The 24,075-nt window shown below is 63.8% G+C and carries 24 protein-coding genes and 2 pseudogenes; 11 read left to right on the top strand and 15 right to left on the bottom strand.

Going from position 1 to position 24,075, the window contains the following annotated elements; translation table 11 throughout:
- Window positions 1–6: 6 nt before the first annotated feature.
- On the bottom strand, window positions 7–756 hold the full coding sequence (locus tag GJ630_RS14925; RefSeq protein ID WP_014040972.1) for a CAP domain-containing protein: 750 nt from the start codon (window positions 754–756) through the stop codon (window positions 7–9).
- A gap of 181 nt (window positions 757–937) precedes the next feature.
- On the opposite strand from GJ630_RS14925, the gene GJ630_RS14920 reads away from it, so the two are divergent.
- From GJ630_RS14920 to GJ630_RS14910, 3 genes are all read left to right on the top strand, one after another.
- Entirely contained in the window at window positions 938–1,624 is a 687-nt protein-coding gene (locus GJ630_RS14920; RefSeq protein WP_014040973.1) for a hypothetical protein, read from the top strand.
- A gap of 98 nt (window positions 1,625–1,722) precedes the next feature.
- The gene (gene hmgB / locus GJ630_RS14915) at window positions 1,723–3,060 is read left to right on the top strand and encodes a hydroxymethylglutaryl-CoA synthase (RefSeq protein WP_008312608.1); all 1,338 of its coding nucleotides are present in this window, start codon (window positions 1,723–1,725) and stop codon (window positions 3,058–3,060) included.
- Between the two features lie 292 nt (window positions 3,061–3,352).
- Window positions 3,353–3,874, top strand: coding sequence for a GrpB family protein (locus tag GJ630_RS14910; protein WP_151103656.1), 522 nt, complete (start codon window positions 3,353–3,355; stop codon window positions 3,872–3,874).
- A 120-nt stretch (window positions 3,875–3,994) separates the two neighbouring features.
- On the opposite strand, the gene GJ630_RS14905 is transcribed toward GJ630_RS14910, so the two are convergent.
- From GJ630_RS14905 to GJ630_RS14895, 3 genes are read right to left on the bottom strand one after another with little or no spacing between them, the layout of a single operon-like run.
- A complete protein-coding gene (locus GJ630_RS14905) occupies window positions 3,995–4,702 on the bottom strand; it encodes a helix-turn-helix domain-containing protein (protein ID WP_151145566.1) in 708 nt (235 codons plus the stop codon).
- A 52-nt stretch (window positions 4,703–4,754) separates the two neighbouring features.
- On the bottom strand, window positions 4,755–5,303 hold the full coding sequence (locus GJ630_RS14900; RefSeq protein WP_079980807.1) for a type IV pilin: 549 nt from the start codon (window positions 5,301–5,303) through the stop codon (window positions 4,755–4,757).
- A gap of 54 nt (window positions 5,304–5,357) precedes the next feature.
- Window positions 5,358–5,927: a hypothetical protein gene (locus GJ630_RS14895; RefSeq protein WP_191450206.1), complete on the bottom strand. Its 570-nt coding sequence runs from the start codon at window positions 5,925–5,927 to the stop codon at window positions 5,358–5,360.
- A gap of 124 nt (window positions 5,928–6,051) precedes the next feature.
- Here GJ630_RS14895 and GJ630_RS14890 point away from each other — a divergent pair, with 124 nt between their 5' ends.
- From GJ630_RS14890 to GJ630_RS14880, 3 genes are read left to right on the top strand one after another with little or no spacing between them, the layout of a single operon-like run.
- Window positions 6,052–6,282 carry an AbrB/MazE/SpoVT family DNA-binding domain-containing protein gene (locus tag GJ630_RS14890; RefSeq protein WP_014040978.1) on the top strand — a complete coding sequence of 77 codons (231 nt, stop codon included), beginning with the start codon at window positions 6,052–6,054 and terminating at the stop codon, window positions 6,280–6,282.
- The gene (locus GJ630_RS14885; protein ID WP_014040979.1) at window positions 6,283–6,657 is read left to right on the top strand and encodes a PIN domain-containing protein; all 375 of its coding nucleotides are present in this window, start codon (window positions 6,283–6,285) and stop codon (window positions 6,655–6,657) included.
- A gap of 43 nt (window positions 6,658–6,700) precedes the next feature.
- Complete coding sequence (locus tag GJ630_RS14880) at window positions 6,701–8,227, top strand: replication factor C large subunit (RefSeq protein WP_014040980.1); 1,527 nt, start codon at window positions 6,701–6,703, stop codon at window positions 8,225–8,227.
- On the opposite strand, the gene GJ630_RS14875 is transcribed toward GJ630_RS14880, so the two are convergent.
- From GJ630_RS14875 to GJ630_RS14855, 5 genes are all read right to left on the bottom strand, one after another.
- On the bottom strand, window positions 8,228–9,208 hold the full coding sequence (locus tag GJ630_RS14875; RefSeq protein WP_050036894.1) for an amino acid ABC transporter permease: 981 nt from the start codon (window positions 9,206–9,208) through the stop codon (window positions 8,228–8,230).
- A 3-nt stretch (window positions 9,209–9,211) separates the two neighbouring features.
- Window positions 9,212–9,964 carry an amino acid ABC transporter ATP-binding protein gene (locus GJ630_RS14870; RefSeq protein WP_191450205.1) on the bottom strand — a complete coding sequence of 251 codons (753 nt, stop codon included), beginning with the start codon at window positions 9,962–9,964 and terminating at the stop codon, window positions 9,212–9,214.
- A complete protein-coding gene (locus GJ630_RS14865) occupies window positions 9,961–10,641 on the bottom strand; it encodes an amino acid ABC transporter permease (protein WP_014040983.1) in 681 nt (226 codons plus the stop codon). The genes GJ630_RS14870 and GJ630_RS14865 overlap by 4 nt, the downstream gene beginning before the upstream one ends.
- Window positions 10,642–10,644: 3 nt before the next feature.
- Window positions 10,645–11,442, bottom strand: coding sequence for a basic amino acid ABC transporter substrate-binding protein (locus GJ630_RS14860; RefSeq protein ID WP_044951961.1), 798 nt, complete (start codon window positions 11,440–11,442; stop codon window positions 10,645–10,647).
- 64 nt (window positions 11,443–11,506) lie between these two features.
- Window positions 11,507–11,995, bottom strand: coding sequence for a COX15/CtaA family protein (locus GJ630_RS14855; RefSeq protein WP_014040985.1), 489 nt, complete (start codon window positions 11,993–11,995; stop codon window positions 11,507–11,509).
- A gap of 128 nt (window positions 11,996–12,123) precedes the next feature.
- Between GJ630_RS14855 and GJ630_RS14850 the strand changes: the two genes are divergently transcribed.
- Together GJ630_RS14850 and GJ630_RS14845 are read left to right on the top strand one after the other, a co-directional pair.
- The gene (locus GJ630_RS14850) at window positions 12,124–14,037 is read left to right on the top strand and encodes a methyl-accepting chemotaxis protein (RefSeq protein WP_191450203.1); all 1,914 of its coding nucleotides are present in this window, start codon (window positions 12,124–12,126) and stop codon (window positions 14,035–14,037) included.
- A 171-nt stretch (window positions 14,038–14,208) separates the two neighbouring features.
- Window positions 14,209–16,461, top strand: coding sequence for an NADP-dependent malic enzyme (locus GJ630_RS14845; RefSeq protein WP_008312566.1), 2,253 nt, complete (start codon window positions 14,209–14,211; stop codon window positions 16,459–16,461).
- A 284-nt stretch (window positions 16,462–16,745) separates the two neighbouring features.
- On the opposite strand, the gene GJ630_RS14840 is transcribed toward GJ630_RS14845, so the two are convergent.
- The 4 genes and pseudogenes from GJ630_RS14840 to truD all read right to left on the bottom strand — a co-directional run bounded on the left by GJ630_RS14840 (window position 16,746) and on the right by truD (window position 20,548).
- Window positions 16,746–17,006 carry a hypothetical protein gene (locus tag GJ630_RS14840; RefSeq protein ID WP_014040987.1) on the bottom strand — a complete coding sequence of 87 codons (261 nt, stop codon included), beginning with the start codon at window positions 17,004–17,006 and terminating at the stop codon, window positions 16,746–16,748.
- Between the two features lie 333 nt (window positions 17,007–17,339).
- Window positions 17,340–18,001, bottom strand: a pseudogene (locus GJ630_RS14835) (ribonuclease H).
- Between the two features lie 398 nt (window positions 18,002–18,399).
- On the bottom strand, window positions 18,400–19,095 hold the full coding sequence (locus tag GJ630_RS14830) for a phosphoribosyltransferase (RefSeq protein WP_014040990.1): 696 nt from the start codon (window positions 19,093–19,095) through the stop codon (window positions 18,400–18,402).
- 70 nt (window positions 19,096–19,165) lie between these two features.
- The gene (truD, locus tag GJ630_RS14825; protein WP_191450201.1) at window positions 19,166–20,548 is read right to left on the bottom strand and encodes a tRNA pseudouridine(13) synthase TruD; all 1,383 of its coding nucleotides are present in this window, start codon (window positions 20,546–20,548) and stop codon (window positions 19,166–19,168) included.
- A gap of 146 nt (window positions 20,549–20,694) precedes the next feature.
- Here truD and GJ630_RS20365 point away from each other — a divergent pair, with 146 nt between their 5' ends.
- A complete protein-coding gene (locus GJ630_RS20365) occupies window positions 20,695–20,823 on the top strand; it encodes a hypothetical protein (RefSeq protein ID WP_255355537.1) in 129 nt (42 codons plus the stop codon).
- Window positions 20,824–20,836: 13 nt separating this feature from the next.
- Here the strand turns inward: GJ630_RS20365 and GJ630_RS14820 are convergent, their stop codons facing one another.
- Window positions 20,837–22,186: an MFS transporter gene (locus GJ630_RS14820; protein ID WP_014040992.1), complete on the bottom strand. Its 1,350-nt coding sequence runs from the start codon at window positions 22,184–22,186 to the stop codon at window positions 20,837–20,839.
- A gap of 78 nt (window positions 22,187–22,264) precedes the next feature.
- Complete coding sequence (locus GJ630_RS14815) at window positions 22,265–23,668, bottom strand: short-chain fatty acid transporter (protein ID WP_191450199.1); 1,404 nt, start codon at window positions 23,666–23,668, stop codon at window positions 22,265–22,267.
- A 159-nt stretch (window positions 23,669–23,827) separates the two neighbouring features.
- Between GJ630_RS14815 and GJ630_RS20360 the strand changes: the two genes are divergently transcribed.
- Together GJ630_RS20360 and GJ630_RS20630 are read left to right on the top strand one after the other, a co-directional pair.
- Window positions 23,828–23,959, top strand: coding sequence for a hypothetical protein (locus GJ630_RS20360; RefSeq protein ID WP_256369595.1), 132 nt, complete (start codon window positions 23,828–23,830; stop codon window positions 23,957–23,959).
- A pseudogene (locus tag GJ630_RS20630) lies at window positions 23,941–24,075 on the top strand (C-terminal binding protein); the annotation flags it as partial. The gene GJ630_RS20360 and the pseudogene GJ630_RS20630, both read left to right, overlap by 19 nt.

Raw genomic sequence — 24,075 nt, 5'->3', positions numbered from 1 at the left:
CGCCCCTCAGCAGAGACTCACGGTAATGTAGACGACGCCGTCAGCGGTGGCCGCACCGACGCCGATGTGGTTCGCGTTCGCCACGTACAACGTGTCACGGGGGCCAGAGAGGTCGAACCAATGGTCGGCGACGGCGTCGGCCGTCCGAGTCGCGTTCGCGCCGTTGGGGTCGACGCTCGTGACCAGTTCGAGGTCGGTTACCGGGCGGATGTACGCGTTTCCTTCGTGGCGGAGGCGACACTGCTCGGACAGTCCGGCGGCCGCGTACCGGTCCGCCGTGTCTGACCCGTTCGCGATCGGTGAGGCCGACCCCTGCGCGGCCATTCGCTCGCTGTGGTTGCCGGCCATGGCTGACAGCGTCTGTCCGGTTTTGGTCTCATCCGAGAGGGAGCCGTCGAAGGCGTCGTTGGCAACCGGGTTGCCGCGTCGGTCGTTGATCGCCGCCACAAGCCGGTCTTCGAGGCGGACCGTATCGATAGCCGTCCCCGAATCAGCTGGCGTGGTCTGTGCCGCGTCCGGGGTCGCGGTCGGTTCTGCGGACTGCGTCACTCCGGCCGCAGTCGCCTCGGTACTCGGCGTCACCGGTGACGCACTTTCTGCACTGGGCGTCGCTGCCAGTGACGGCTCCGTGGATTCCGCCGGCGCTGACTCGGTCGCGTCTGCACCAAGCGTCCCTTCGACTGCTACTCCTGCGAGTCCCGAGACACTGAGTGCCGCCAGAACAATCAATCCGAATGTGATGACCGATCTGTTCATGTGAAACGTTCCTGTCCTGTTCCGAGAGATGATAGCTGAGATACAGTTCTCTCGGGACTGGGTCGAACGGCGTAGATTCGGCTCTCTCTCCACAAATATGTTTGGACAGAATCGGCGTTCCGATTACCAGCGACGAAAACCTGCCCGTAAACATCTTTACTGTGGCTGCGTGTGCTGAGGTATGGGTGACCTGTCGCGGCGCGGCTTCGGGGCCTCGGTGCTCGCCGCGCTCTCCGCCGGCTGTCTCGGGAATCGACCGACACAGGAGTCCGAGACGACGCCAGTTCCGGAACCGACAGCGTCACAGCGTGCTGCTACAACTGACCACGCCGGGGCTGCCTCGACGCCAGCGGCGGACAGTGCTGCGGCTTCAGCGGACCCCCCGACAGCACAGCGCGCCGAGGCGTCGCAGACGAATAGCTCGACGGAAACGTCGGCACGGCTGCAGGTCGAAACCGAGACACCGACGCCGACACCCGAGCCGAACCACCGGTCGGTCGATACGACGTTCCGGCTGGAGGAAGACGAGTACCAGGATTTCACGGTCGAGGCGACCGGCCAGACGACGCTCACCTACGACCTCATAGTTCGGCGTGGCCCGGCCGTCGATGTCATGCTGTTCACCGAGGAAGAGTACCGGGCGTTCCAGAGCCGCTACCGGGCCAGATACGCCGGTGAGGTGTCGCGGTTTCACGAGACGAACATCCGCGACAAGCGGATCACCATCTCGCCGGGGACGTATCGGCTCGTAGTCAACAACACCGACTGGTCGCGTGCCGTTCCGTCACCGGATGAGCCGTACGACGTTCTCGAAGGCGAATGCATGGTCGATTTCTCTTTTAGTACGGAACCGGCGACCAGCGAGTAACTGTCCCACAGAGAGTTCGCGGCCCATCGGCGCAATACTAGTCAACCGTCGAAAAGCCAGTCGACAAGCCCATATACATCCACGCTGACGCTAGACTCATGACTGCAGTCGGTATCGACGCCATGGAGATCTGGACCGGGAAGCTCAAACTTGACCTCGCGGAGACGTTCGCGCCGGCTCAAGGAGACGACCCGGGGAAGTACACGAAGGGGCTCGGCCTGCGCGCGTCGTCGTTCCCGGACGTGTACGAGGATATCGTCACGATGGGGGCGAACGCGGCCCATCGCCTGATGGAGCGCAAGGGGCTGACGCCCGAGGACATCGGCCGGATCGACGTGGCGACCGAGAGCGCCTTCGACAACTCGAAGCCTGTCTCGACGTACATCGCGGGCTGTCTCGAACAGGTGTACGACGAGAACTTCCACCACGCCAACAAGGGCGAGCGGAAGTTCGCCTGTATCTCGGGGACACAGAGCCTTGACGACGCCTACAACTGGATCCGCGCCGGACGGAACCGCGGCCGAGCCGCACTCGTCATCGCAACTGACACCGCACTGTACGCCCGCGACGACCCCGGCGAGGCCACGCAGGGGGCCGGCGCGGTGGCGATGCTCGTCGATGAAGATCCGAATCTGGTCGAACTCTCGACCGAACAGGGGTACGGCAGCGCCGACGAGACTGACTTCCTCAAGCCCAACCAGCAGTTCCCGTCCGTCGACGGGAAGCGCTCGGTGAACGTCTACCTCGCCCGTATGCGCGAGGCGCTGGAGGACTTCGCGGAGGTGGCCGGCGACATCCACCCGGGCGACTACGAGATGATTCCGTTCCACACGCCGTTCCCGGGGATGGTCCGGAAGGCCGCGGCACTCGGCTACCGACACATCATCCGCGGCACCGACGTGGGCGACCTGATGGCCGAGGAAATCGGTCACCAGCCCATGCGCGCGGACTTCGAGACCGACGACGAATTCCACGCCGCTATCAAGGAGTACACCGACGCACTCACGGAAACCGAGCGCTATCAGGACTGGTACGCTAACACCATCGAACCGACGCTTGCGATCTCCCGCGAGGTCGGCAACTGGTACACCGGCTCCGTCCACATCGCCCGCGCCGCCGGCCTGAAACACGCCCGCGAGAGCGGACTGGATCTGGACGAGGCCCGTTTGTTAGTTGCCTCCTACGGGTCCGGCGCACAGGCGGAAGTCCACGCTGAGACCATCGTTCCCGGGTGGGAGGAGGAAATCGGCGCGCTCAATATCGACGAGCAGATACGGAACCGCTACGACCTCTCCTTCGCCGAGTACGAACAGGTCCACGACGTCCATAATCACGAGACCGAGACCGATGTCGAGGAGTTCACCGCGCCCGAAGACGAGTTCGCCTTCGACGGCTGGGGCCGGATGGGTGAGCGGAAATATCGGTACGTGGAGTAGCGAGAGGCACGACCGAAGGGAGTGGCTCTCGAGTCGGAACGGCGACCGCAGGGAGCCGTGGAGAATAGCGAGAGCCCGAGCGAAGCGAGGGGTCTCGTACAGACGAGCGGCGCAGCCGCGAGAATAGCGAGGTTCGGAGCGAGCAGCGCGAGCGAGAACCTCGAATTGAGAGGGATATGTTATGGGCTGCTGCAAATATCCCAGCACTATTTGTGTCGGCAGTGAACAGTACGGAACAACCACCTGTCAGCTCGTCAACCAGATGCGTGCTTGAAACGTAACCAAGGAACCAATGATCGGATTGGAACGAGGGACAGTCGAACTCGTACCGTATCAAGAGGGGTGGAAAACCTCCTATGAGGAAGAGGTTGAGCGCCTGAAAACCATTGCCGGTGAGCGACTGCTCGATTTCGAACACATCGGTAGTACCGCAATTGAAGGCTTGCCAGCGAAACCGATAATTGATATCCTCGCAGTTGTCGAGAGCCTGGAAGAAGCGAGAGACTTGGTTCCAGTTCTTGAACAGAACGGGTATGAGCACCGGCCCGATGAAGACGTATGCGGTCGGCTATTCTTCGCCAAAGGCCCACGTACGAACCGGACGCACTACCTCTCACTCGTTGAATGTGACAGTGATTTCTATCACGAAAAAATCGCCTTCAGGGAGCACCTCAGAGAACATCCAGAGGTTGCTGAACAATACGCGTCGCTAAAGAGGGCACTAGCAGAGAAGTACCCGAAAAGGCGAGAGAGATACACTGCTGAAAAAGGTGATTTCATTCGAGATGTACTTGGCAGTGCAATGAATGAGTAGCAGTCCGACAGACGGTTGTGTCACGCTGTCCGGTGAACAAAGAGATCGCAGTCACGACAACAGTCGTTTTCCAGAGAGTACGTCGACGGGCGCGAAACAGCACGGCCGGAACCGGTGCGCTCAGGGAAGACGCCGCAGCCCGCCGAGCAGGTCCTCCAGATCGATATCGGTGATCGCAAGGGAGAAGTCGTCGATGCGGGCGAGGTCCTGTGCGTGCTCCCAGACCGCCTCGTCGTCAAGCCCGTGGAGGATAACCGCGTTCGGCGTCGGTGAGACGACACGGAGCGCGACCAGCGGGGATTCGCCGCGGGTCACGTTCGTGAACACGAGGGCGCGGTTCGTCGACTGCCCGTATAGCTGGTAAAACTCGTCCGAGGAGAGGCGCGTGATGGCGGCGATGGAGTTGATGACGGTGTGGCCCGCGACGGTGTCCTGACTGCCCCGGAACAGTTCTTCGGCGTCGATAGCGTCGTAGACGCGCTCGACGCCGACGTTGGCGGAGTACTCGCGGAGGTCGTGGACAACGTCGCTGTCGAACCCGGCCGAGAGCACGCGGGCGTGCTGGCGGATGTGGTCGCCGCCGCGATTCTCGTCGATGTTGAGCAGCGCAACGACGAGTCGCCTGACCACGCCGATACCGGGGTTGTCGCGCCGCCCGCTCTCGTAGTCCGAGACCACGGACGGAGAGACGTCGAGTTCATCGGCGAGTTCGGTCTGTGCAACGTCGAAGTCAGTGCGCCACTTCCGCAGGGTCGCCCCTGGGTCGTCGCTCAGTGCCACCTCACCCGCCATTTTCTCCGCGAGGTCGTCGCGTGCGCCCCCTGCCATTAGTTCACACGCTGGAGGGTCGCGAATAAAAGGGTATCGGAACCACGGGCGCTTACCGGCGGGCGGTCAGTTCGACCGCAGCGAGGACGCCGTTTGTGGGAGCGTGAACGACGCGCACTTCGATGCTATCGCCCGGGTCGACAGTGCCGCCGCCGGCGTTCAACTGAAAGGTGATTGCCCGGCCCGCTGACCACCGCTTGCCGCCATTGGCGATGACACCGCCGACACAGTAGTCGTAGACGATGTTGTCGGGGTCGTCGGTGTTGCTCGCTGACAGCGCCGTTCCGGAAACTGGCAGGTCGAGGATGCGGGCGTCGGTGTCTGGCAGTGCAACAGCGATTGCCAGTTCGTCGGCCGGGACCGGGTCGCCGCCGGCGTGTCGAATCGCTACTGTGTTCCCGCCGCATCCCCCCGACGGGCCAGTCACGAAGTTTCCGGTCGAGCGGGCGACGGTGGGCGTCCGCTGGTCCAGGTCGGTAGTCGCAGTGAGTGCGAACCCACCGACTGTCGCGGCTAAGAGGACGGTGACCGAGAGCATGAGCACCACGCCAATGACGGGGCTGACGCCGCGACGGTCTCGGCTGAGGCTGGAGGAATACACGACTGGGACGTACTGTCCTCCTTTTCGGTCAAAAGTCTCAGGAGTGGGGGCCCGCTATGAGTCCCCGAACGCGGTCGCGATTGCGGCCCCGACAGTCCCGAAGACGGCCGGGTAGACGATGCCGGCGAGGACAACTGCCGTCAGCAGCGTCGGCGCGCCCTGTCCGGAATCGCCGGCGCTGACAGTAAACAGCACCGCCCCGAGCGCCGCAAGCGGGAGGTAGCCTAGGACGACAGCGGGACCGACACGGACCGCACGGCTGAGGTCAGTTGTCCCGTCGATACGAGCCGTCGCGATCCCTGCGGCCGTCAGCACTGCCGGCGGGAGCAGGTACAGGATCGGCGACAGCGACTCGTTCTCGGCGATGAAGTTGACCGCCGACGTCCCGCCGAGGAAGGGGATGTTGACCGTAACTGTCGTTGTCACGAACTGGGCGTTGAAAAACACCCAGCCGACGATTTTCCAGGCCGCCCGGTCGTCGCCGAACGACTCGGCGATGTTCGTCAGCAGCGCGTCCTGAACGGTGGAGATGCTCAGGGCGTAGACGAGGACGTACGCCAGAACGAACGCCGCGGCACCGGCGAGGGCACCGACCGCGTAGCTCTGACTGGCTGTGTCACTCATGACGGTTAGCCCGCGGCCAGTAACGGGGATATGTCTTCTGGCTGCGATGGAGAGAGAACCAGTTTTGATGGGTTCTGCCCTACTTCGGGGAACTTTCTTGAGTATTCCCATCGTTTACCCGAATATGTCCGAGGCGACGCTCGATGACCGTGGCCGCCTGACGCTCCCCAAAGAGCTGCGCGAGCGCTACGGCGACCGCTACCACATCGTCGAACTCCACGACGGAATCAAACTGGTTCCGGTTGCAGAGACCCCCCTCGATGCGCTCCGAGACGAGTTCGCAGATGTCGAAAAGACAGCGGAGGAACTCCGTCAAGGGGCGCGTGACGCGGCAGTAGATGAGGCTGGACGCTGAATGTACGTCGAGACTGACTTTTTGCTCGCCCTCATCAAGGACGAGGACTGGCTTGGCGATGCCGCCGAATCGGTGTACCGGGACCACCGAGACGAACTGTGGACGTCACAGTTCACGCTCATCGAACTCCTCATGGTCGCCTATCGTGAGGAGCGCAACACCGAGCGGGTCGTCACGAACGCCGCCGCGCTGGTGGAAGTGCGCGGCGACGTGGACACAGTGGTAGCAGCCGCGACGTACGTCGAGGACCACGGTTTCACGCCCTTCGACGCGCTCCATCTCGTTGAGTCCGACGGCGACACGATCGTCTCCAGCGACGAGACGTACGAGTCGGTCGCGCCACATCTCGACCTGAAGACGGCGGACGAAGAATAGCGCTCCGCAATCCCTAAACGCCGGTCGCGCCAATCACGACCCAATGGATTGGACGGAGAAGTACCGCCCGACGACGCTGTCGGAGGTGCGGGGCAACGACAAGGCCCGCGACGCACTCAAGAAGTGGGCGGACACGTGGGACGACCACCGCGAGGCGGTCATCATCCACGGGTCCCCGGGCATCGGGAAGACCTCGGCCGCCCACGCGCTGGCAAACGATATGGGGTGGCCGACCATCGAACTCAACGCCAGCGACTCCCGGACCAAGGACGTTATCAATCGGGTGGCCGGCGAAGCCGCCAAATCCGGCACGCTGACCGCCGGCGGTGGCGGCCGTCGACTCGTCATCATGGACGAGGCGGACAACATCCACGGCAACGCCGACCGCGGCGGCGCGCGGGCCATCACCGCGCTGGTGAAGGAGGCCAGCCAGCCGATGATTCTCATCGCCAACGAGTACTACGAGATGTCAAACGGCCTGCGGAACAACTGTCAGGACATCGAGTTCCGGGACGTCTCGCCCCGCTCTATCGTCCCCGTCCTCCGCGATCTCTGTCGCCAGGAGGGCGTCGAGTACGAGTCCGACGCGCTGCAGGAACTCGCCGAGCAAAACAGCGGCGACCTGCGGGGCGCGGTCAAGGACCTCCAAGCTATCGCCGAGACGACGGAGCGCCTGACCGCCGACGACGTGGTGACCGGCGAGCGCGACACGACCGAGGGCATCTTCGAGTACCTCGACGTGGTACTCAAAGAAGCCGGCGCGCAGGAGGCGCTGGAGGCCAGTTACGACGTGGACGAGACGCCCGATGACCTCATCAACTGGATCGAGGACAACATGCCCAAAGACTACGAGGGGGCCGAACTGACCCGGGCCTACGAGTTCCTCTCGAACGCCGACCAGTGGCTCGGCCGCGTCCGCGAGACACAGAACTACTCGTTCTGGCGCTACGCCGGCGACAACATGACCGCGGGCGTCGCCGCGGCGCGGGACGGGACCAAGGGCGGCTGGACCCGCTACGGACCGCCGAGCTACTGGTCGAAACTCGGTCGGTCGAAAGGAACCCGGAACACACGGGACTACGTCGCCCAGCAGATAGCCGCCATCGACGGCGTCTCGATGCGGACCGCCCGCCGGGAGATCATGCCCTTCCTCTCGACGATGACCCACCACTGTCGGAACCGCGAGCTAACGGTGGCGATGGCGGCGACCTACGATATGGAGGCCGAACACGTTTCCTTCGTCACCGGATCGGGCAAGGACACGAACAAGGTGCAAGACATCGTCGCTGACGCCGAGGCGCTCAAGGAGGAAGCCGCCGTCGAACACTCCGGCGGAGTTTTCGAGGGGGCGAGTGCGGACGGCGGTGACGGAGCGGGTGTGGCGGATGGCGACGAAACCGCCGACGCTGACGAGGAGAACGGCGACCAGCAAGTAACGCTTGCGGCCGACGACGAAGCAGGGTCCGATGACACCGGAGCAAGCGATGCGGCTGACAGCGACGATACCGAATCCGCGAGCGAGGCGGCCGAAGACGACGACCAGCAGTCCGGCCTCTCTGACTTTATGTAGTCACCGCCCGGTCGTGCCGAGACCGGGAATCGCGACACGGTCTTCGACGTACTCCATCAGGAGCGACGCCGAGATGACCAGCGCCAGGTACAGCAGGCCGGCGAGGACGAACAGCTCCGTATAGCGGTAGGTCTCACTGGCGATAGAGTCGGTTCGCTGGAACAGTTCGCGGACGGTAATGAAACTCGCGAGCGAGGAGTACTTGATGAGGTACACCAGTTCGTTCGACCAGCCCGGAATCGCGTAGCGCAGGCCCTGGGGCAGGACGACGTGCCGGATTCCATCGACCTTCGAGAGGCCGATAGCGCGCGCGGCGGTGAGTTGCCCCTCCGGGACGGAGTTCAGCGCTGACCGAATGTACTCCGACTGGTAGGCCGCGCTGTTGAGGGTAAACGCGATGACGGCCACCCAGAACGCCTGTGCGGGGATGAATCCGGTCCCGACGGTGGGTAGCTCGCGGATGATCGTCGTCAGCGGCGTCGCGAAGTAGAGGACGAACAGCTGAGCGAGCAACGGCGTCCCGCGGAACAGTTCGGTGTACCCCAGCGCGACCGAGCGGGTGGCGCTCCCGCCGTACACTCGGGCGACGCTGAGCGGGACGGCGATGACGAACCCGAGGGCGATACCCAGCAGCGTCAGCAGTATCGTCGCCCACACGCCGGTCGCCAGCGGTGGCAGGTAGGGGATCGACGCCGCCAGGAACTCGAAGAAGCCGGCGACCCAGCCGACGGGGAACCCGACCGGACCGAGACTCGCCGCGAGACCGCCGAGCGTCGACGCGGCCGACTCGAACGGTGCCGTCGGGAAAAACGACGTGTTGCGCTCGATGAGCGCGCCGTCCAGCAAGAAGTCGTTCGTCCAGCGCACGACGAGCCACGTCCAGAAAGCCCCGACAGTCAGCAGCGTCAGCGGCTGGTCGGTCAGTCCAGCGGCACGGGCGCGGATCGTTCGGCCGGTCGTCGTGGACTCCGGCGTCCCCATCGGTCACTCCCCCTCGTGGGTCGTCTCCAGGCGACTGAGGAACTCACCGGTCCGGGCCGCCTGCGGGTTCTCGAACAGTTGCTCCGGCGGGCCGTGTTCGACGATTTCACCGTCGTCGAGGAAGATGATGTCCGACGCCGCCGACCGCGCGAACCCCATCTCGTGGCTGACGACGAGCATCGTGATGCCCTCGGCGGCGAGGTCGCGCATCACCTCGACGACTTCCCCGACGAGTTCCGGGTCGAGCGCGCTGGTCGGCTCGTCGAACAGCAGGAGCTTCGGGTCCATGGCGAGCGCGCGGGCGATGCCGACCCGCTGTTTCTGGCCGCCTGAGAGTTCGGCGGGGTAGGAGTCAGCCTGATCCAGTAGCCCGACCTGTTCGAGGTGTTCGTAGCCTTGCTCCTGAGCCGCCGCCTTGTCCATGCCGCGGACTTTCCGCAGGCCGAGCGTGACGTTCCCCAGCGCGGTGAGATGGGCGAAGAGGTTGAAGTCCTGGAACACCATGCCGACCTGTTTCCGGAGTTCGTTCACGTCGGTGTCGACATCGGTGACGCACTCACCATTGAGGTAGATGGCACCGCCGTTAATCTCGGTGAGACGGTTCACACAGCGCAGCATCGTCGACTTGCCGCTCCCGCTGGGGCCGATGACCACGTCGACGTCGCCGGCGTCCATCTCGAAGCTGACCCCGGAGAGCACCTGTTCCTCGCCGTAGGACTTGTACACGTCGTCGAGTTCCAGCAGCGGATCGCTCATGCACGCTCACCGCCGGGGATGCTGAAGTGATCGTCGACGTAGTCGAGCGAACGGTTCGTCACGAACGTGAGAACGAAGTAGATGAGGCTCACAGTCAGGAAAATCTCAAGCGCGGCCGTGCTCTGACCGCCCTGATAGAGGTTCTGGCCGACGGTCAGCAGTTCGCCGAGGCCGATGACGATGGCGATACTCGTGTCTTTCAGGACGATCGTGAACTCGTTTTGGAAGCCGGGCACGCTCCGGCGCAGCGCCTGCGGGACGACTACGCTGCGGATCGCCTGCAGTCGGCCCATGCCGACGGCGCGAGCGGCTTCCAGTTGCCCCTCGTCGACGCTCTGGAGCGCGCCACGGAATATCTGTGATTGATACGCGGCGCTCCGGAGTCCGAGCGCGATAGTCGCCGTCACGAAGGCGCTGCTCGACACCGAGAGACCGAAGAACAGCAGGATAATGATGACGAGCAGTGGCGTCCCGCGGAGGACGACACCGGCCGTCTCGACGGCGCGTTTGAGTGGGCCGCGGCCGTACACCTCGACGGCGCCCGCCGGGAACCCGAGCAGAAAGCCAAGCAGGATGCTCGCCGCTGTCAGGGCGACCGTGACACCCGTACCGACGAGTAGCAGGTCGAGGTTCCCGACAACGAACGCCCAGTCACTCTGCAACGGGAGGGGTGGCATCGGTTACTGCTGGCCGAACCACTTGTTCGTCAGGTCCTGGTAGGTGCTTCCATCCCTGACGGTGGACAGGCCGTCGTTGAGTGCCTGCGTGAACTCGTCGTCGCCATCGCGGACGCCGAAGCCGAAGTTCTCGCCCGTCTCGTAGGTGAAGGCGATGGTGACCGGGCGCTGGGCGGCGAATGTCTGTGCGACCGGCTCGTCGATGACGACGGCGTCGATGTTGCCGTTCTGGAGGTCCTCGACAGCCAGCACGTAGTTGCCGTAGGAGTTGTAGTTCGACTCGTCGAGGTTCCCCGGTTCGATGAGCTCCGACTGAACCGTACTCTCGCCGGTAGTCCCCTTCTGTGCGCCGATGGGGCGTCCGGAGAGGTCCGACAGCGAGGACGGGGAAAAGTCACCGTCTTCGCGGACGACGATTGCCTGATTGGAACTGTAGTACGGGTCGGTGAAGTCGATGGTCTCGTCACGCTCGTCGTTGATAGTCATCCCTGCGGCGACCACGTCGATGTTCTCGTTCGTCAGCGCCGGAATCAGGGACTTGAACTCGAACTCTTCCCAGCCGGCCAGGGTGTAGTCGGTCTCGTCGACGACCGCTTCAAGCAGGTCGATGTCGAACCCGACGAGTTCGCCGTCCTGCTTCATCTCGAACGGGGGGAAGCCCGGTGCAGTTCCGGCAGTGATTTCGGTAGTGCCGTCATCACCGCCACCGCCGCCGCCGAAACAGCCGGCGAGCGATACGGTCACTGCAGTTCCACCGACCGTGGAGAGATACTGGCGTCGTGAAAGGCCGTCGTCTGACATAATCCCCACCACACGACAGACCGGAATATATCTTACGTGTTAACCACGGGGGTGGTACTCGTGTTCAATCGTCTGCGCGTGCCGTGTGCTGGCTGTCGGCTGATTGCACCGACGGCGACTCCGCCGTATCGGTGTAGGCCCACGCCGTCGCCGCGACCATCGCGCCGAAGATGAGTTGTGCAGCCCCGTGGTGGAGGACCTGCGCCGTGGCACCGAAGTTGAAGATGGTGTTTGCGCCGAGGAGGACCTGCACCGGGAGCACGACCGTGGCGACGCCTGTTGCGAGCTTGATCCGCCGGCTGTACTCACCGCGCCACGCGGCGATTGTCGAACCGAGAATACCGAAGCCGGTGATCATCGCGACTAAACGGTGGAACCACTCGACGAAACTCGCCCAGTTTGCGGGGAACAGACCCATCCAGCCGTCACAGAACGGCCAGCGTGCCTCACAGGTCAGCCCGGCGCCGATAGCCCCGGTGTACACGCCAAGCAGGATGAGTGCGAACGTCAGCACCGTCGTCGTCGCCACCAGTCGGCGGAAACGGGTGGTCATACCTATATCTTCGGTTGCACGTACTTATGCTCTCTTTTCGCGCCTTGCCAGCGAGTACCATTATCTTTACTGATATTCTCGGAGTCATCTTTATCTACAGGTGTTCTGGAATGTAACATAGCTACCTTATGTTCGAACAGATCCGCACCTACATCTACGGCCAGGGGTCCCGTTCTTCGGACGCTGCGGCCCGACGGGCGGACGGAGGCCTCGTCGCGAGTGACGGGCAGACCCGCTTTCTGGCCGACGCCATCGACCCGGACTCGCCACGCCTCAACGACCGCTTCGACGACTCCGATAAGGCCGCTATCGGGACCCAACACGTCGAGCGGCAGTTCGAACTCGAACCTGACGAACTCCGAGCGCTGATCGACGAATACGAAACCGCCGGAATCAGCCAGAGTGAGTTCATTGCGGCCCAGGGCTTCGTCACCGACTCGCTCGTCGAAGGCGCGTTCGAGCAGCTTCGGGACGAACTCGGCCCGGATGCACAGGCCGCTATCGACTCCGTCGAGGCGGAGCTCCAAGAAAGGCTGGAAACGACACAGTCTGTCTCACAGGCCGGTGTCGATGCGTTCACCGACTCTGTGGCGGACAGTGGCTCCGGCACGGGACTCGACTACCACAGCGTGTTGCATCACATCGGGACACCGCTCTTTATTCTGGATACGAACGGTGATATCCTCAGCTGGAACCGTTCGATCGAAAACCTCACCGGCGTCTCCGAGGCCGAAGCAAAGGAGATGGAGATGGCGAGCATGGCGTTCTATCCGGACGGCCGACGCGGGAAGACCCTCGCCGACAAGGTTCTCGACGCCCCGGAGACCACCCATACGGAGTACGACGTGCCGAAGGTCGAGGACGAGGAGTTCACGCTGTACCGCGACACAAGCGTGATGGCCGACCAGCACGGGAACGAACGCCACATCTCCTTTAGCGCTGCCCCGATTTACGACGACGACGGCGAACTCATCGCAGTCGTCGAAATGGTCCAGGACCGGACTGACGAGGCCAACCGCCACGAGGCCGTGACGAGTCTGGTCGATGAGATCAAATCGACCATGGCCGCGCTCAAGAACGGCCGCCTCGACGCCCGGGCGTCGTTCGACCGGACCGACGGCGGCGAGTACGTCGACGACCAGTTGTACGAAGTCGTCGGCTCGCTCAACGATATGGCCGAACAGGTCGAGCAGTTGGCGGACCAGGTGGACGCACAGGCGCAACAACTTGCGACCACTATCGAGCAGGCGAATTCGTCCGCAGAGGCCGTTGAAAGCCGGGTTACCGAACAGACCGACTCCCTTACCCAGGCGGCCGACAACATCCAGGATATCGGGGCTGGGATGGAAGAGGTCGCCGCGACGTCTAGCGAAGTGGCGTCGGCAGCACAGCGTGCGAAGGCGGCCGCGGAAGACGGGTCAGACGCCGGCGAAGCTGTCATGGACGTTACCGACGGGCTCGCCGAGACGAGCGAAGACCTCGTGGACACCGTCACAGACCTCGACGACCAGATGGACGAAGTGAGTGAGATCGTCGAGATAATCGCCGACGTGGCGGAGCAGACGAATATGCTCGCCCTGAACGCCAACATCGAGGCGGCCAGAGCCGGCGAAAGCGGGAGCGGGTTCGCTGTCGTGGCTGACGAGGTGAAGACGCTCGCTAACGAGACGAGCGAGTACGCGTCCGAGATATCGACGAGTATCACCACGATTCAGGACCAGGCGTCCGAGACAGCCGAAATGGTCGAGACGTCACACGAGCAGGTCGAGCACGCGGAATCCGAGATCGCGGACGCCCTGGATGCGCTGGACGAGATTTCCGACGCCGTCGAGGAAGCGACGCGAGGCATCCAGGAGGTCGCCGACGCCAACGACGATCAGGCGAGCGCTATCGAGAACGTGACTTCGATGGTCGAAGACGCACAGAACCACGCTCAGGAGGCCGAAACGGCGACGAAGGAGATCGTCGAAGCGACCGACCGACAGGAAGACGCGGTCACCGAACTGACCGACCGGGTCGGCGAACTCACCAACACGAACTGAGGTCCGCGGCCGGTCCATCGGGCGGGTCCCCGGCGGCGGCTATTTTCCAATTGATGGGACACGACCGGGGCAAAAACCGCTGCAACAAGCCGACATTCGACAACCGTCGTTGTACCGCTCGTCCGTTGACGGTAAACTTGTCTTTTTTACAGTAGGGTTCGACATCCGGATATGGGACTTGACGAGGATGCACTGGAGTACCACCGGAGCAAGCCGCCGGGGAAGATAGAGATTGCGACGACGAAGCCGACGAACACACAGCGAGACCTCTCGCTGGCGTACTCGCCCGGCGTGGCCGCACCGTGTGAGGAGATCGACAAAGATCCCGAGAAGGCCTTCGAGTACACCGCGAAGGGGAACCTCGTGGGCGTCGTCTCCGACGGGTCCGCCGTGCTCGGCCTCGGCGACATCGGTCCGGAAGCCGGGAAGCCGGTCATGGAGGGGAAGGGCGTGCTGTTCAAGCGGTTCGCTGACATCGACGTGTTCGACGTGGAGCTGGACACGGACAACGCCGAGGCGATGATACAGACGGTGGAGGCGATGGAGCCGACCTTCGGCGGCATCAACCTCGAAGATATCGCCGCCCCGGAGTGTTTCGAGGTCGAGCGCCGACTCAGCGAGAAACTCGACATCCCGGTGTTCCACGATGACCAACACGGGACCGCGATCATCTCCGGCGCGGCGCTGGTCAACGCGGCCGACATCGCCGACAAGGACCTGGAGGAGCTGGAGGTCGTCTTCTCCGGGGCCGGAGCCTCCGCTATCGCCTCGGCGAAGTTCTACGTCTCGCTTGGCGTCTCGAAGGACAACATCACGATGTGTGACTCCTCGGGCATCATCACCGAGGAACGAGCGACCCACGAGGAACTCAACCGATTCAAACAGGAGTTCGCCCGCGACATCCCCGAGGGCGACCTCGCCGACGCGATGGACGGGGCCGACGTGTTCGTCGGGCTCTCCGTCGGCGGCATCGTCGACCAAGAGATGGTGCGGTCGATGGCCAGCGACCCCATCATCTTCGCGATGGCGAACCCGGACCCGGAGATCGGCTACGAGTCGGCCAAGGCCGCCCGCGACGACACGGTCATTATGGCGACCGGCCGTTCGGACTACCCGAATCAAGTCAACAACGTCCTCGGGTTCCCGTTCATCTTCCGCGGCGCGCTCGACGTGCGGGCGACCGAAATCAACGAGGAGATGAAAGTCGCAGCGGCCCGCGCACTGGCCGACCTCGCCAAGCAGGACGTGCCCGACGAGGTCGTCAAGGCCTACGGCGACCAACCCCTGCAGTTCGGCCCGGACTACATCATCCCGAAACCGCTGGACCCGCGGGTCCTGTTCGAGGTGACCCCCGCCGTCGCCGAGGCCGCCATCGAGAGCGGCGCGGCACGGACGAATATCGATACGGAGGCCTACGTCGAAGAGCTCGAAGCGCGGCTGGGCAAGTCCCGCGAGATGATGCGCGTCGTGCTCAACAAGGCCAAGAGCGACCCCCAGCGGGTCGTGCTCGCCGAGGGCCACGACGAGAAGATGATCCGCGCGGCCTACCAGCTGGTCGAACAAGGAATCGCCGAGCCGGTCCTCATCGGTGACGCCGACCGCATCGAGTCCACGCGCCGGAAGTTCGGCCTGGAGTTCGACCCCGTCGTCGTCGACCCCGAGACAGCCGACGTGGCAGACTACGCCGACCGACTGTACGAACTCCGCCGGCGGAAAGGCATCACCCGCCGCGAAGCCGACGAACTCATTCGGGACGGGAACTACCTCGGCAGCGTGATGGTCGAGATGGGTGACGCCGACGCGATGCTGACCGGCCTGACCCATCACTACCCTTCGGCCCTGCGCCCGCCGCTGCAGGTCATCGGGACGGCCGACGACGCCGACTACGCGGCCGGCGTGTACATGCTGACGTTCAAGAACCGCGTCATCTTCTGTGCGGACACCACGGTCAATCAGGACCCCGACACGGACGTGCTGGAGGAGGTCACCCGTCACACCGGGGAACTGGCCCGTCGGTTCAACGTCGAACCGCGAGCGGCGATGCTGTCGTACTCGAACTTCGGGAGCGTCGACAACCCCGGGACGAAGAAGATCCGCCGGGCGGTCTCGCGCCTGCAGGACGACGACCGCGTGGACTTCCCGGTCGACGGAGAGATGCAGGCCGATACCGCCGTCGTCGAGGACATCCTGCAAGACACCTACGAGTTCTCCGAACTCGACGACCCCGCGAACGTCCTCGTGTTCCCCAACCTCGAAGCCGGGAACATCGGCTACAAGCTCCTCCAGCGACTGGGCGGCGCTGAGGCCATCGGGCCGATGCTCGTCGGCATGGATAAGCCGGTCCACGTCCTCCAGCGCGGCGACGAGGTCAAGGATATCGTGAACCTCGCGGGCGTCGCCGTCGTCGACGCTCAACAGGAGTAACAGACGCGAGCGTGGCGAGCGTTTTTCGCCGCCGAAAGACTCGCTGCCCTCGTCTTTCGAGCCCTCGTTCGCTCCGCTCACGAGAACCACGTTTTTCGAGGAGTGGTGTGCGAGTGCTGCGAGCACACCCGATCTGAAAAAGGTGGTAGCGACATCGTGAACCTCGCGGGCGTCGCTGTCGTCGACGCACAGCAGGAGTAGCGACTAGCGACTGCTTTTTTCGAGCTAGGGCGGAATCATCCGTCAAAAAACGTAGCGTTCAGGCCTGTCGCCGGAACGCGATGTCACGTATCGCCTCGCCGTCGGCCGCGGGTCGGTGGGTGGACGAAGAGTGCGTCAATGACCGCCACAGCACCGACAACTGATGCGCCAGCGATCGCTACCTGCATCGAGAGGCCCAGAACGACCGCGGCGACGAGTGTGAGGACGAACACCGCGGGGATGACGGCGAGAACGAGGTCGTGCCGCGTCGGCGACTGACGCGGCAACAGCTGCTCGACGTACTGTCCGCTGAAACCGTCCGGTCCGTCAGTTCTGGTACTCAACGTTGCTCACCTCCCACTGCATACTATCTCATTTCTAATATATAAAATTTGGTCTGTGTGACGTTCCCCAAACGTACGCTAGAATGGTTCCAACTATCTACATAACTTATAGCGATTATCTTCTGTGAAACGTGACTGACAGAGAGCCTCGGAACCACCAGTTACGATAATTTCTGGCTGTGGCCAGATTTATCCACAGAATCGCGGTCGTATGTGATATTTCAGGTACGACAGCTGTGTGCCGGTCGAAGGGCTGGTACGGCTACGTGCTACTGTCGGCAGCGGCGTGAGAGAATGGGATACCGTGGCCGGCAGGGGTGCCGGTGCGCTCCGTCAGTCAGATGCGCCGCCACGCTCCGCGCGTGATGGCGGCGGGACGCGTTCGTTTACCGTCGGCGCGTCAGGGAGGACACATCGGTCCGGCTCGCCGTTGACGTGAGCGTACTGGTCGGGTGCGTTCGCCAGCGGATGAGCGGGGTTACGGTCGCCGGAGATCCGTGCGGCACGGACCTCGCCGAACCCGTTGATACGTGCCTGGATTCCGCGCCAGTGCAGTCCCGTTGCCGGCGGGACCGACACGGAGTGTGGCGGGTCGTAAGCGGAGCCATGGGAGGCCAGCACCTCCGCGTTCACGTTCTCGGCGAGCTGGTCGTGGTCGATGAGCAGGCCGACGCGGGCGTGGGCGGGGCCCGTCTCGCAAGCACGTCGAGCCCCAGATGGAGCGCCCGGTACTCCGCGACGTTGTTGTCGGGGCAGGTGTCCGGGACAGACAGCCTGACGACGCGCTCACCGTCGAGCGTTTCGACGACGACACCCAGCCCCCCTGTCGGGCTGTCCGAATCGCTGTCGGGCGATGTCGTGCCGCCGTGGGGCCTGAACGACCCGTCTGTGGCAACGTAGAAGTCTCGATGGTGACTCCGCGGCGGATGCGCGATGTGCGGCGTCGGTGATTCATCGAACAGGTCTCGAAGTGACGGCCGGCCGTAAGCGGCCATAGTTCCCGTTGGGTAAGCAGGGTATTAAATATATTCCCTCGACAGACTTCTCGTCTCAGTACAGCGGTTTGACGGCTTACTGGACGGGCTACTCTCTACTTCAGACCCGCACCCCGTGTCGAATCTGTTAGCTGGTGAGAAAGAGTTATATCCACGTAGGCCCATGTTACCAACACACATGACTCCGACGAAAATTCGTGAGCGACTCGAAGAGGCAGAAGGCCGGGTCGACAAAGAGCAGTTCGTCAGCGCGTTAGAGTACGTCCGGGACGACGGTCGCACGCGTCGCTAACCGTATTTTTATCCTGGCTAGCGGAGGCGCGTACTGGGCCTAGCGATGGTGAGCGACGAGACTAGCGGATCTGAGCGATACCTGTTGGGCCACTTTGTGGCCCGGTTCAGTCGTCGGTGAGTTGCCAGCCGTCGCCGACCGATTCGACGACGCCGCGCCGCTCCATCTCGGTCGTGACCTCGCCCAGTCGGTTCGGCTGTGCGATCTCTAAATTCGTGCGGCTGACGCCGTGGTACTCCCGCAGTAGCTGACGGATGTCGTCTTCGTTATGGGTCTGCTGGTCGCTCTTTTCCATCACGCCTGCGACGAGTTCGACCATGTCCTCGACGAAGTTCCAGGGGTAGACGACCCAGGTCCACTCCTCAAGGCGCTCGCCGACGAACTCCGGCTCGTGGTCGCTGGTCTGGAGCAACTGGAGCGTCGCTGTCCGGACGCTGCTCGGGTTTCGGTCGCGCACGCACTCGGCAGCCGTCTCGATGGACTGCCCGGTGTCGGCGATGTCATCGACGACCAGCACGTCCTTCCCCTCGACCGCGCCGTCGGCCAGCGGATATTTTACCTGTGCCTCCTCGCCTTTCGCCGCGGTCCCGACATAGTGTTCGACTTTCAGGCTCGCCAGGTCGTCCAGCCCGAGGAAGTCACAGAGACAGCGCCCGCCGAACCAGCCGCCCCGTGCCAGCGCGACGACCACATCGGGTTCGAACTCGGCGGCCTTCACGTCGTCAGCCACGTCTCGACAGAGGCCGTAGATGTATTCCCAGTCGGTGATGGTACACGAGAACTCATCCGGTAGCTCGCCCATACGAGATGGCGTGTGTGGCCGGACTTAACCGTTGCATATTCCGCATCAGTTGCCGAGCACGGTTGAACCGCTACGCGTCCGGGTCGCCTTTCCGGAACTCCCGGAGGAGGACCGTCGCGTAGCTCCCCTTTGGCAGGGAGAACGAGAACGTCAGGTCGGCGCTATCGCGCTCAACACCGAGTTCAGTCCGAAGCAGGATGGCCCGCCGCGTCCCGTCGCTGTCGAACGCGCCGGGAAGGTCGAAGTCGCCCTGTTCGAGGCCCACGTCGTCAAGGACTTCACGAGCGATATCGCCCGGTTCGCCACTGCCCAGCTCGGTATCGGTCCCGACCAGCGGCGCGGTGACAAACGCTCTCCCGCGCTCGCAGTGGCGCTCGACGGTCGACAGCCGCTTTTCCGTGACCTGCTGTGTGCGGTCGGCGTCCGGAATCGGGAAGGCCTCGGGTGCGTCGCTGTCACGGAAACAGACTATGTCGCCTTCCACGGGCCGGTCGAAGGGGAGCCCGCGGTCCAGCCGCTCGGAAAGGATGCGGTTGAAGACGTAGGACTGGGCGGCGTTGACGAACAGCGACTGGAGGTTCGACGGCAGCGCCTCCAGCGCCTCGCGGAAGTCCGCCGGCTCGCTGGCTCCGTTCTCGACCAGCCGGTGACAGATGGAGCGCTCGTAGCCCAGCGCGCCGGGCAGCCTGTCCAGCGCGCCGGCCCAGTCGTGGGTTTCGTCGACGTATGCTCGCGCCTCCTGCGTCGACTCCGGTTCGCGCTCATCCGGGTTTCCGACGTAGGCGAGGACTGCGTTCTTCCACTCGCCGCGGGCGATGGCCAGCCCGACCTCGTGGGTGACCGGCCGGCGAGACCCGAACCGCTGCTGGCCGAAGTAGTTGGGGACGCCGACCGTCGTGTCGCCGTCTGGCAGCGTGGCGTCGCTGGACCGGGCCCTGTCCCCCGTCGGGTCCTCTCCGCTGGCGAACGCCTGCAGGTCGGCCACCACGCTGGCGGCGTTGTCGGTGTTCTCGGTGTCCCGGACGACTATCTCGAAGGCATTGCCCGCCAGATCGCCGAAGAGGATGGGGCGGCCGGCGCGGCCGATAACCTCGATGTCCGTGCCGCCGATCTCCGGCAGGTCCTCGGCTGCGACTCCCTTTACCGAGAACAACTGGGTCGTGACCGCGCGCTTGTCTTTCGTTCCCGCCCACGACACCCGCTCGCGGGAGATACCCAGCCTGTCGGAGAGTTTGCTGGCAAAGTCGTTGGTCTCCCAGTTACGAAGCTCCGCCCGGAAGACGAGATGCGGGTACGCCCCGGTGTCGGCGTCGACCGGTTCAGTGCCGAACGCCTCCAGTTCCCGAACCCGGAAGTCCGCAGGGGAAGCGCGGAGGTGGCCGCCCACCCCGTCGGCGTCGCTGACGTAGTACTCCATACCGACCGCTCGCTCGATTGGGTGGGCCGCTTGCATTGTGTGGCTGTTTGCGGGTCAGCGCTTAGGGCTGGCGTTTGCGGACGCACCCTCGTTTTACGCCGTTCCTCGCACCTAGTGTTATCACGACACACAATCTAGCTGTTTACAGGTCGTGGCTATGCGGGCGACCGGAGAGCACCACGATGCCAAAGCTAGCATGCGAGAGTTGCGGACGAGAGATAACGTTCGACAGGGACGGTCAGGAGTCCCGCGCGCCGATGCGGTACTGTCCACGCTGTGGCGAGGAGTTCCCGCCGCGCGACGAGTGGTAGGCCGGCACGGCGATTATCTGTAGGCCTCGAACTCCCGGCCGAAGATAGCGAAGTAGACGACGCCGACGAGGCCGACGACCGTAGCGACGCCGAAGGCCAGTTCCGGACCGGCCTGTATGACGACATCGCCAACGGGCACTGCCCACTCGCTCCCGTAGAGCCAGCCGCCGAGCGCGGCGCTCGGGATGACCAGCGTGTTCCGAAGCAGGTAGTACGTCCCGGTGACGCGGCCGCCAGCGTCCTGTTCTGCCGGGCCGACGATGAGCGCCTTGTGGGCGGGCAGGCCGGCAAAGCGCAGGCCGGAGAACGCGAACAGGAGCACCAGCACCCACTGGTTGCCCGGCGCGAAGATGAGCAAGAGCGGGAACACGGCGTAGACGAGAAAGCCCAGCGCGACGGCGGGCTTGAGGCCGGCCCACTCGGTGAGCTTTGCGACGGGAGCCATCGAGATGATGGCGACGACCATCTCGACGCCGAGCAGGACGCCGAAGAAGGCGTCGGGCCGTAGCTCCACGCCAAAGCCGGTGAACCCCACCGAGAGAAATTCCGTGACCACGATGACGAAAAACACGTACACCATACCGTTGGCGAAGCGGACGAACGTATCGGCGACCAGAAGCGGTCGGAGTGTCGCCGGCATCGTCCGCAGGTCGGCGAGTATCTGGTCGATGCCCTCGAAGGACTTTCCGAGCGTGTCCTCGCTGGCGTCGTAGAGGAAGTGCTGTGCAACGGTGGCGACGAGACCACAGGCCAGCGCGACCAGTAGCACGCGCTGGAACCCATCGACGAAGGTCGCCGTCGTCGCGAGCAGCGCCGCGGCAGCGAGGGGCCCGAGCAAGAAGCCGATGCGGCGGAACATCTCCGTACTGGCAAACCCCATCGCAAGCCGCTGTGACGGGACGCTCTGTTTGACGATGGCGAAGGTCGCACCCAGCCCGAAGGACTTCCAGGCCTGTGCGAGAAAGAGCCCGACGAACACGAGCGTCCACGCCGGCAGCGTCGTCGCGCCGAGCGTGATGTCGCCGACGACCGAAGCGAGATACCAGATACCGAAGCCGACCGTCGCCAGCGTCGCGAAGGCAGTCAGTGCCAGCCGCGAGCCGATGCGGTCCGACACCGCGCCGCCCGGATAGGGATACACCGCGCTGATGAGGTTCCCGACGCTCCCGTACAGGCCGATGACGCCGGCGCTGGCCCCCAACAGCCGCATGTACTCGGGGATGTAACGGCTGGTCATCTGGAACGCGAGGCTGAACGCCAGCATGGACAGCGACAGCACGAGCACGTCCCGCTCCAGCGCGAAGAACTGCCGGAAGGAGTCGAGCAGGTCCACGTCCTCCTCGGCTCCCGTCTCGGTTGCCATTATCGGAGTGCAGTTTCTCTAACAACTTAACGCTCGAAGAAGAGGCAATCAGCCTCGGCTGTCCCGCCGGGTCCCTGCTCAGTACGGCAAGACGAACAGCACGACCGCCAGGAACGGCGTGAGCGCGAGCATCATCGCAATAGCGTAGCCGAACATCTCCCGGGCCTTGATGCGGGTGATGGCGAGCAGCGGCAGCGCCCAGAAGGGGTTCAGGAGGTTCGTGTGGGCGTCGCCGACGGCGTAGGCCATCGTCGCCTGCCCGGCCGGGACGCCGAGGTTCTGCGCGGCTTCGAGAATCGGCGGCCCGAGAATGATCCACTCACCGCCGCCGGAGGGAGCGAAGATGTTGACCGTGGCACCAGTGAGCCAGGCGATGACCGGGAACGTCTGTGGTGTCGAGACCGAGATGAGCGCGTTGGCCATCAACTGCGCCAGCCCGGAGGTGGCCATCATCCCCTGGATGCCGGCGAAGAACGGAAACAGCAACACGATGCCCGAGGCGGCAGTCGCCGCCTCGCCGAACTTCTCCCGGTAGGTCTGTGGGTCCATGTAGATGAAGATGCCAATCGTCAGGAAGCCGAAATTGACGATGTTCAGCCCGAGCGCGTCGATGCCGGACTGGACGAACTGTGAGACGACCAGCGCGATGCCGGTCAAGCCGATAATCCCGCCGAGGACGCGGCTGTGGTTGATGCGCTCGGCCGGGACCTGCTTGGTGGTTGCAGTCGTTTCCACGCCGCCGTCGCTCGCGGACTCGAACAGGTCGTCTTCGGGGATGTAGTGCGTGATGCCCCGTGCCTGGTCGCCGGTCGGCGTGATGACGTAGAGGACGACGAGGGCGTAGGCTATCGACAGGCCAGTCAGGATGAGGCCGTAGGGGTGGAAGATTGTTTCCGACGCGGAGACGACAACGTCGATGACGCCCTGCTGGATGAACTCGTTGCCCTCGGTTGCGAGGAGGAGCGGCGCGGACCCGGACAGCCCCCAGTGCCAAGTGAGGCCGAGACCGAGATAGCCGGCCACACAGAGGACCGGATAGTGGACGTCGATACCGTTCTCGTGGGCGGTCTTGCCCATCTCCCGGGCGAAAATCGCGCCGAGGATGAGGCTCAGTCCCCAGTGAACCCAGCCGAGCAGCATCGTCAGCAGGCCGACGAGAACGACTGCCTGTTTCCCGGTGTTGGGAAGCTCCGTCAGCCGGCGGATACCGGCGTTGACACGGGGGTGGTACGCCACGACGAAGCCCGTCATCAGGATGAGGACCATCTGCATCGAGAACGTCAGGAAGGCCCAGAAGCCATCGTACCAGAACCCGACCATCTCGACAGGGCCGGACCCGGTGAGGCCGACGCCGGCCAGAAACACGACGTAGCTGAGGATGAGCGCGAACAGGAACGGACTGGGCATCCACCGTTCCACCCACGCGGAGAGTCGATAGCCGATACGTTCGAGGGAAGTTTCATCTGTGTTACCAGCCGACATACTGTTGCCACCTCCTCGCGAATATATCATAAAAGTTTGCTGCTATTTTGTCAGTTCTCCGCTAGTCACCGCTGTGCAGCCACAGTCCGGTGACGCGATTCCGACGACCGGACCGATCCTGACAGATGATTTTATCTCGGGTCCGAAGCAAGTCAGAGTATGTCATACAAAGTCGTCGTCTCTGACACCAAAGTGATGGACGGGGAGACACGGGCGGCGGTGCTGAACGCGGTCGACGCGACTGTCGAAACGATAACGGCGAAAGAGCGGCGGCAGTCGCACGCGCAGTGAAAGACGCCGACGCGTTAATCGTCGACGCCGGCACGCAGGTCACGGCCGAGGTCATCGACGCCGCCGACTCGCTCAAAGTGGTGGGCCGGGCCGGCATCGGCGTGGACAACATCGAC

The organism is Haloarcula sp. CBA1122, assembly GCF_009741785.1.
Classification (GTDB): Archaea; Halobacteriota; Halobacteria; order Halobacteriales; family Haloarculaceae; genus Haloarcula; species Haloarcula hispanica.
The sequence above is the reverse complement of the archived record's forward strand: the minus strand, read 5'-3'. Positions and strand labels throughout refer to the sequence as shown.

Coding starts and splice junctions, on each gene's coding strand:
- GJ630_RS14820 (WP_014040992.1), bottom strand. CDS start 22,186: ATGGCAACCGAGACGGGAGCCGAGGAGGACGTGGACCTGCTCGACTCC.
- GJ630_RS14855 (WP_014040985.1), bottom strand. CDS start 11,995: ATGACCACCCGTTTCCGCCGACTGGTGGCGACGACGACGGTGCTGACG.
- GJ630_RS14845 (WP_008312566.1), top strand. CDS start 14,209: ATGGGACTTGACGAGGATGCACTGGAGTACCACCGGAGCAAGCCGCCG.
- GJ630_RS14905 (WP_151145566.1), bottom strand. CDS start 4,702: ATGGCAGGGGGCGCACGCGACGACCTCGCGGAGAAAATGGCGGGTGAG.
- GJ630_RS14910 (WP_151103656.1), top strand. CDS start 3,353: ATGATCGGATTGGAACGAGGGACAGTCGAACTCGTACCGTATCAAGAG.
- GJ630_RS14830 (WP_014040990.1), bottom strand. CDS start 19,095: ATGGGCGAGCTACCGGATGAGTTCTCGTGTACCATCACCGACTGGGAA.
- truD (WP_191450201.1), bottom strand. CDS start 20,548: ATGCAAGCGGCCCACCCAATCGAGCGAGCGGTCGGTATGGAGTACTAC.
- GJ630_RS14860 (WP_044951961.1), bottom strand. CDS start 11,442: ATGTCAGACGACGGCCTTTCACGACGCCAGTATCTCTCCACGGTCGGT.
- hmgB (WP_008312608.1), top strand. CDS start 1,723: ATGACTGCAGTCGGTATCGACGCCATGGAGATCTGGACCGGGAAGCTC.
- GJ630_RS14920 (WP_014040973.1), top strand. CDS start 938: ATGGGTGACCTGTCGCGGCGCGGCTTCGGGGCCTCGGTGCTCGCCGCG.
- GJ630_RS14890 (WP_014040978.1), top strand. CDS start 6,052: ATGTCCGAGGCGACGCTCGATGACCGTGGCCGCCTGACGCTCCCCAAA.
- GJ630_RS14865 (WP_014040983.1), bottom strand. CDS start 10,641: ATGCCACCCCTCCCGTTGCAGAGTGACTGGGCGTTCGTTGTCGGGAAC.
- GJ630_RS14815 (WP_191450199.1), bottom strand. CDS start 23,668: ATGTCGGCTGGTAACACAGATGAAACTTCCCTCGAACGTATCGGCTAT.
- GJ630_RS20360 (WP_256369595.1), top strand. CDS start 23,828: ATGTCATACAAAGTCGTCGTCTCTGACACCAAAGTGATGGACGGGGAG.
- GJ630_RS20365 (WP_255355537.1), top strand. CDS start 20,695: ATGCCAAAGCTAGCATGCGAGAGTTGCGGACGAGAGATAACGTTCGAC.
- GJ630_RS14875 (WP_050036894.1), bottom strand. CDS start 9,208: ATGGGGACGCCGGAGTCCACGACGACCGGCCGAACGATCCGCGCCCGT.
- GJ630_RS14925 (WP_014040972.1), bottom strand. CDS start 756: ATGAACAGATCGGTCATCACATTCGGATTGATTGTTCTGGCGGCACTC.
- GJ630_RS14895 (WP_191450206.1), bottom strand. CDS start 5,927: ATGAGTGACACAGCCAGTCAGAGCTACGCGGTCGGTGCCCTCGCCGGT.
- GJ630_RS14870 (WP_191450205.1), bottom strand. CDS start 9,964: ATGAGCGATCCGCTGCTGGAACTCGACGACGTGTACAAGTCCTACGGC.
- GJ630_RS14880 (WP_014040980.1), top strand. CDS start 6,701: ATGGATTGGACGGAGAAGTACCGCCCGACGACGCTGTCGGAGGTGCGG.
- GJ630_RS14885 (WP_014040979.1), top strand. CDS start 6,283: ATGTACGTCGAGACTGACTTTTTGCTCGCCCTCATCAAGGACGAGGAC.
- GJ630_RS14850 (WP_191450203.1), top strand. CDS start 12,124: ATGTTCGAACAGATCCGCACCTACATCTACGGCCAGGGGTCCCGTTCT.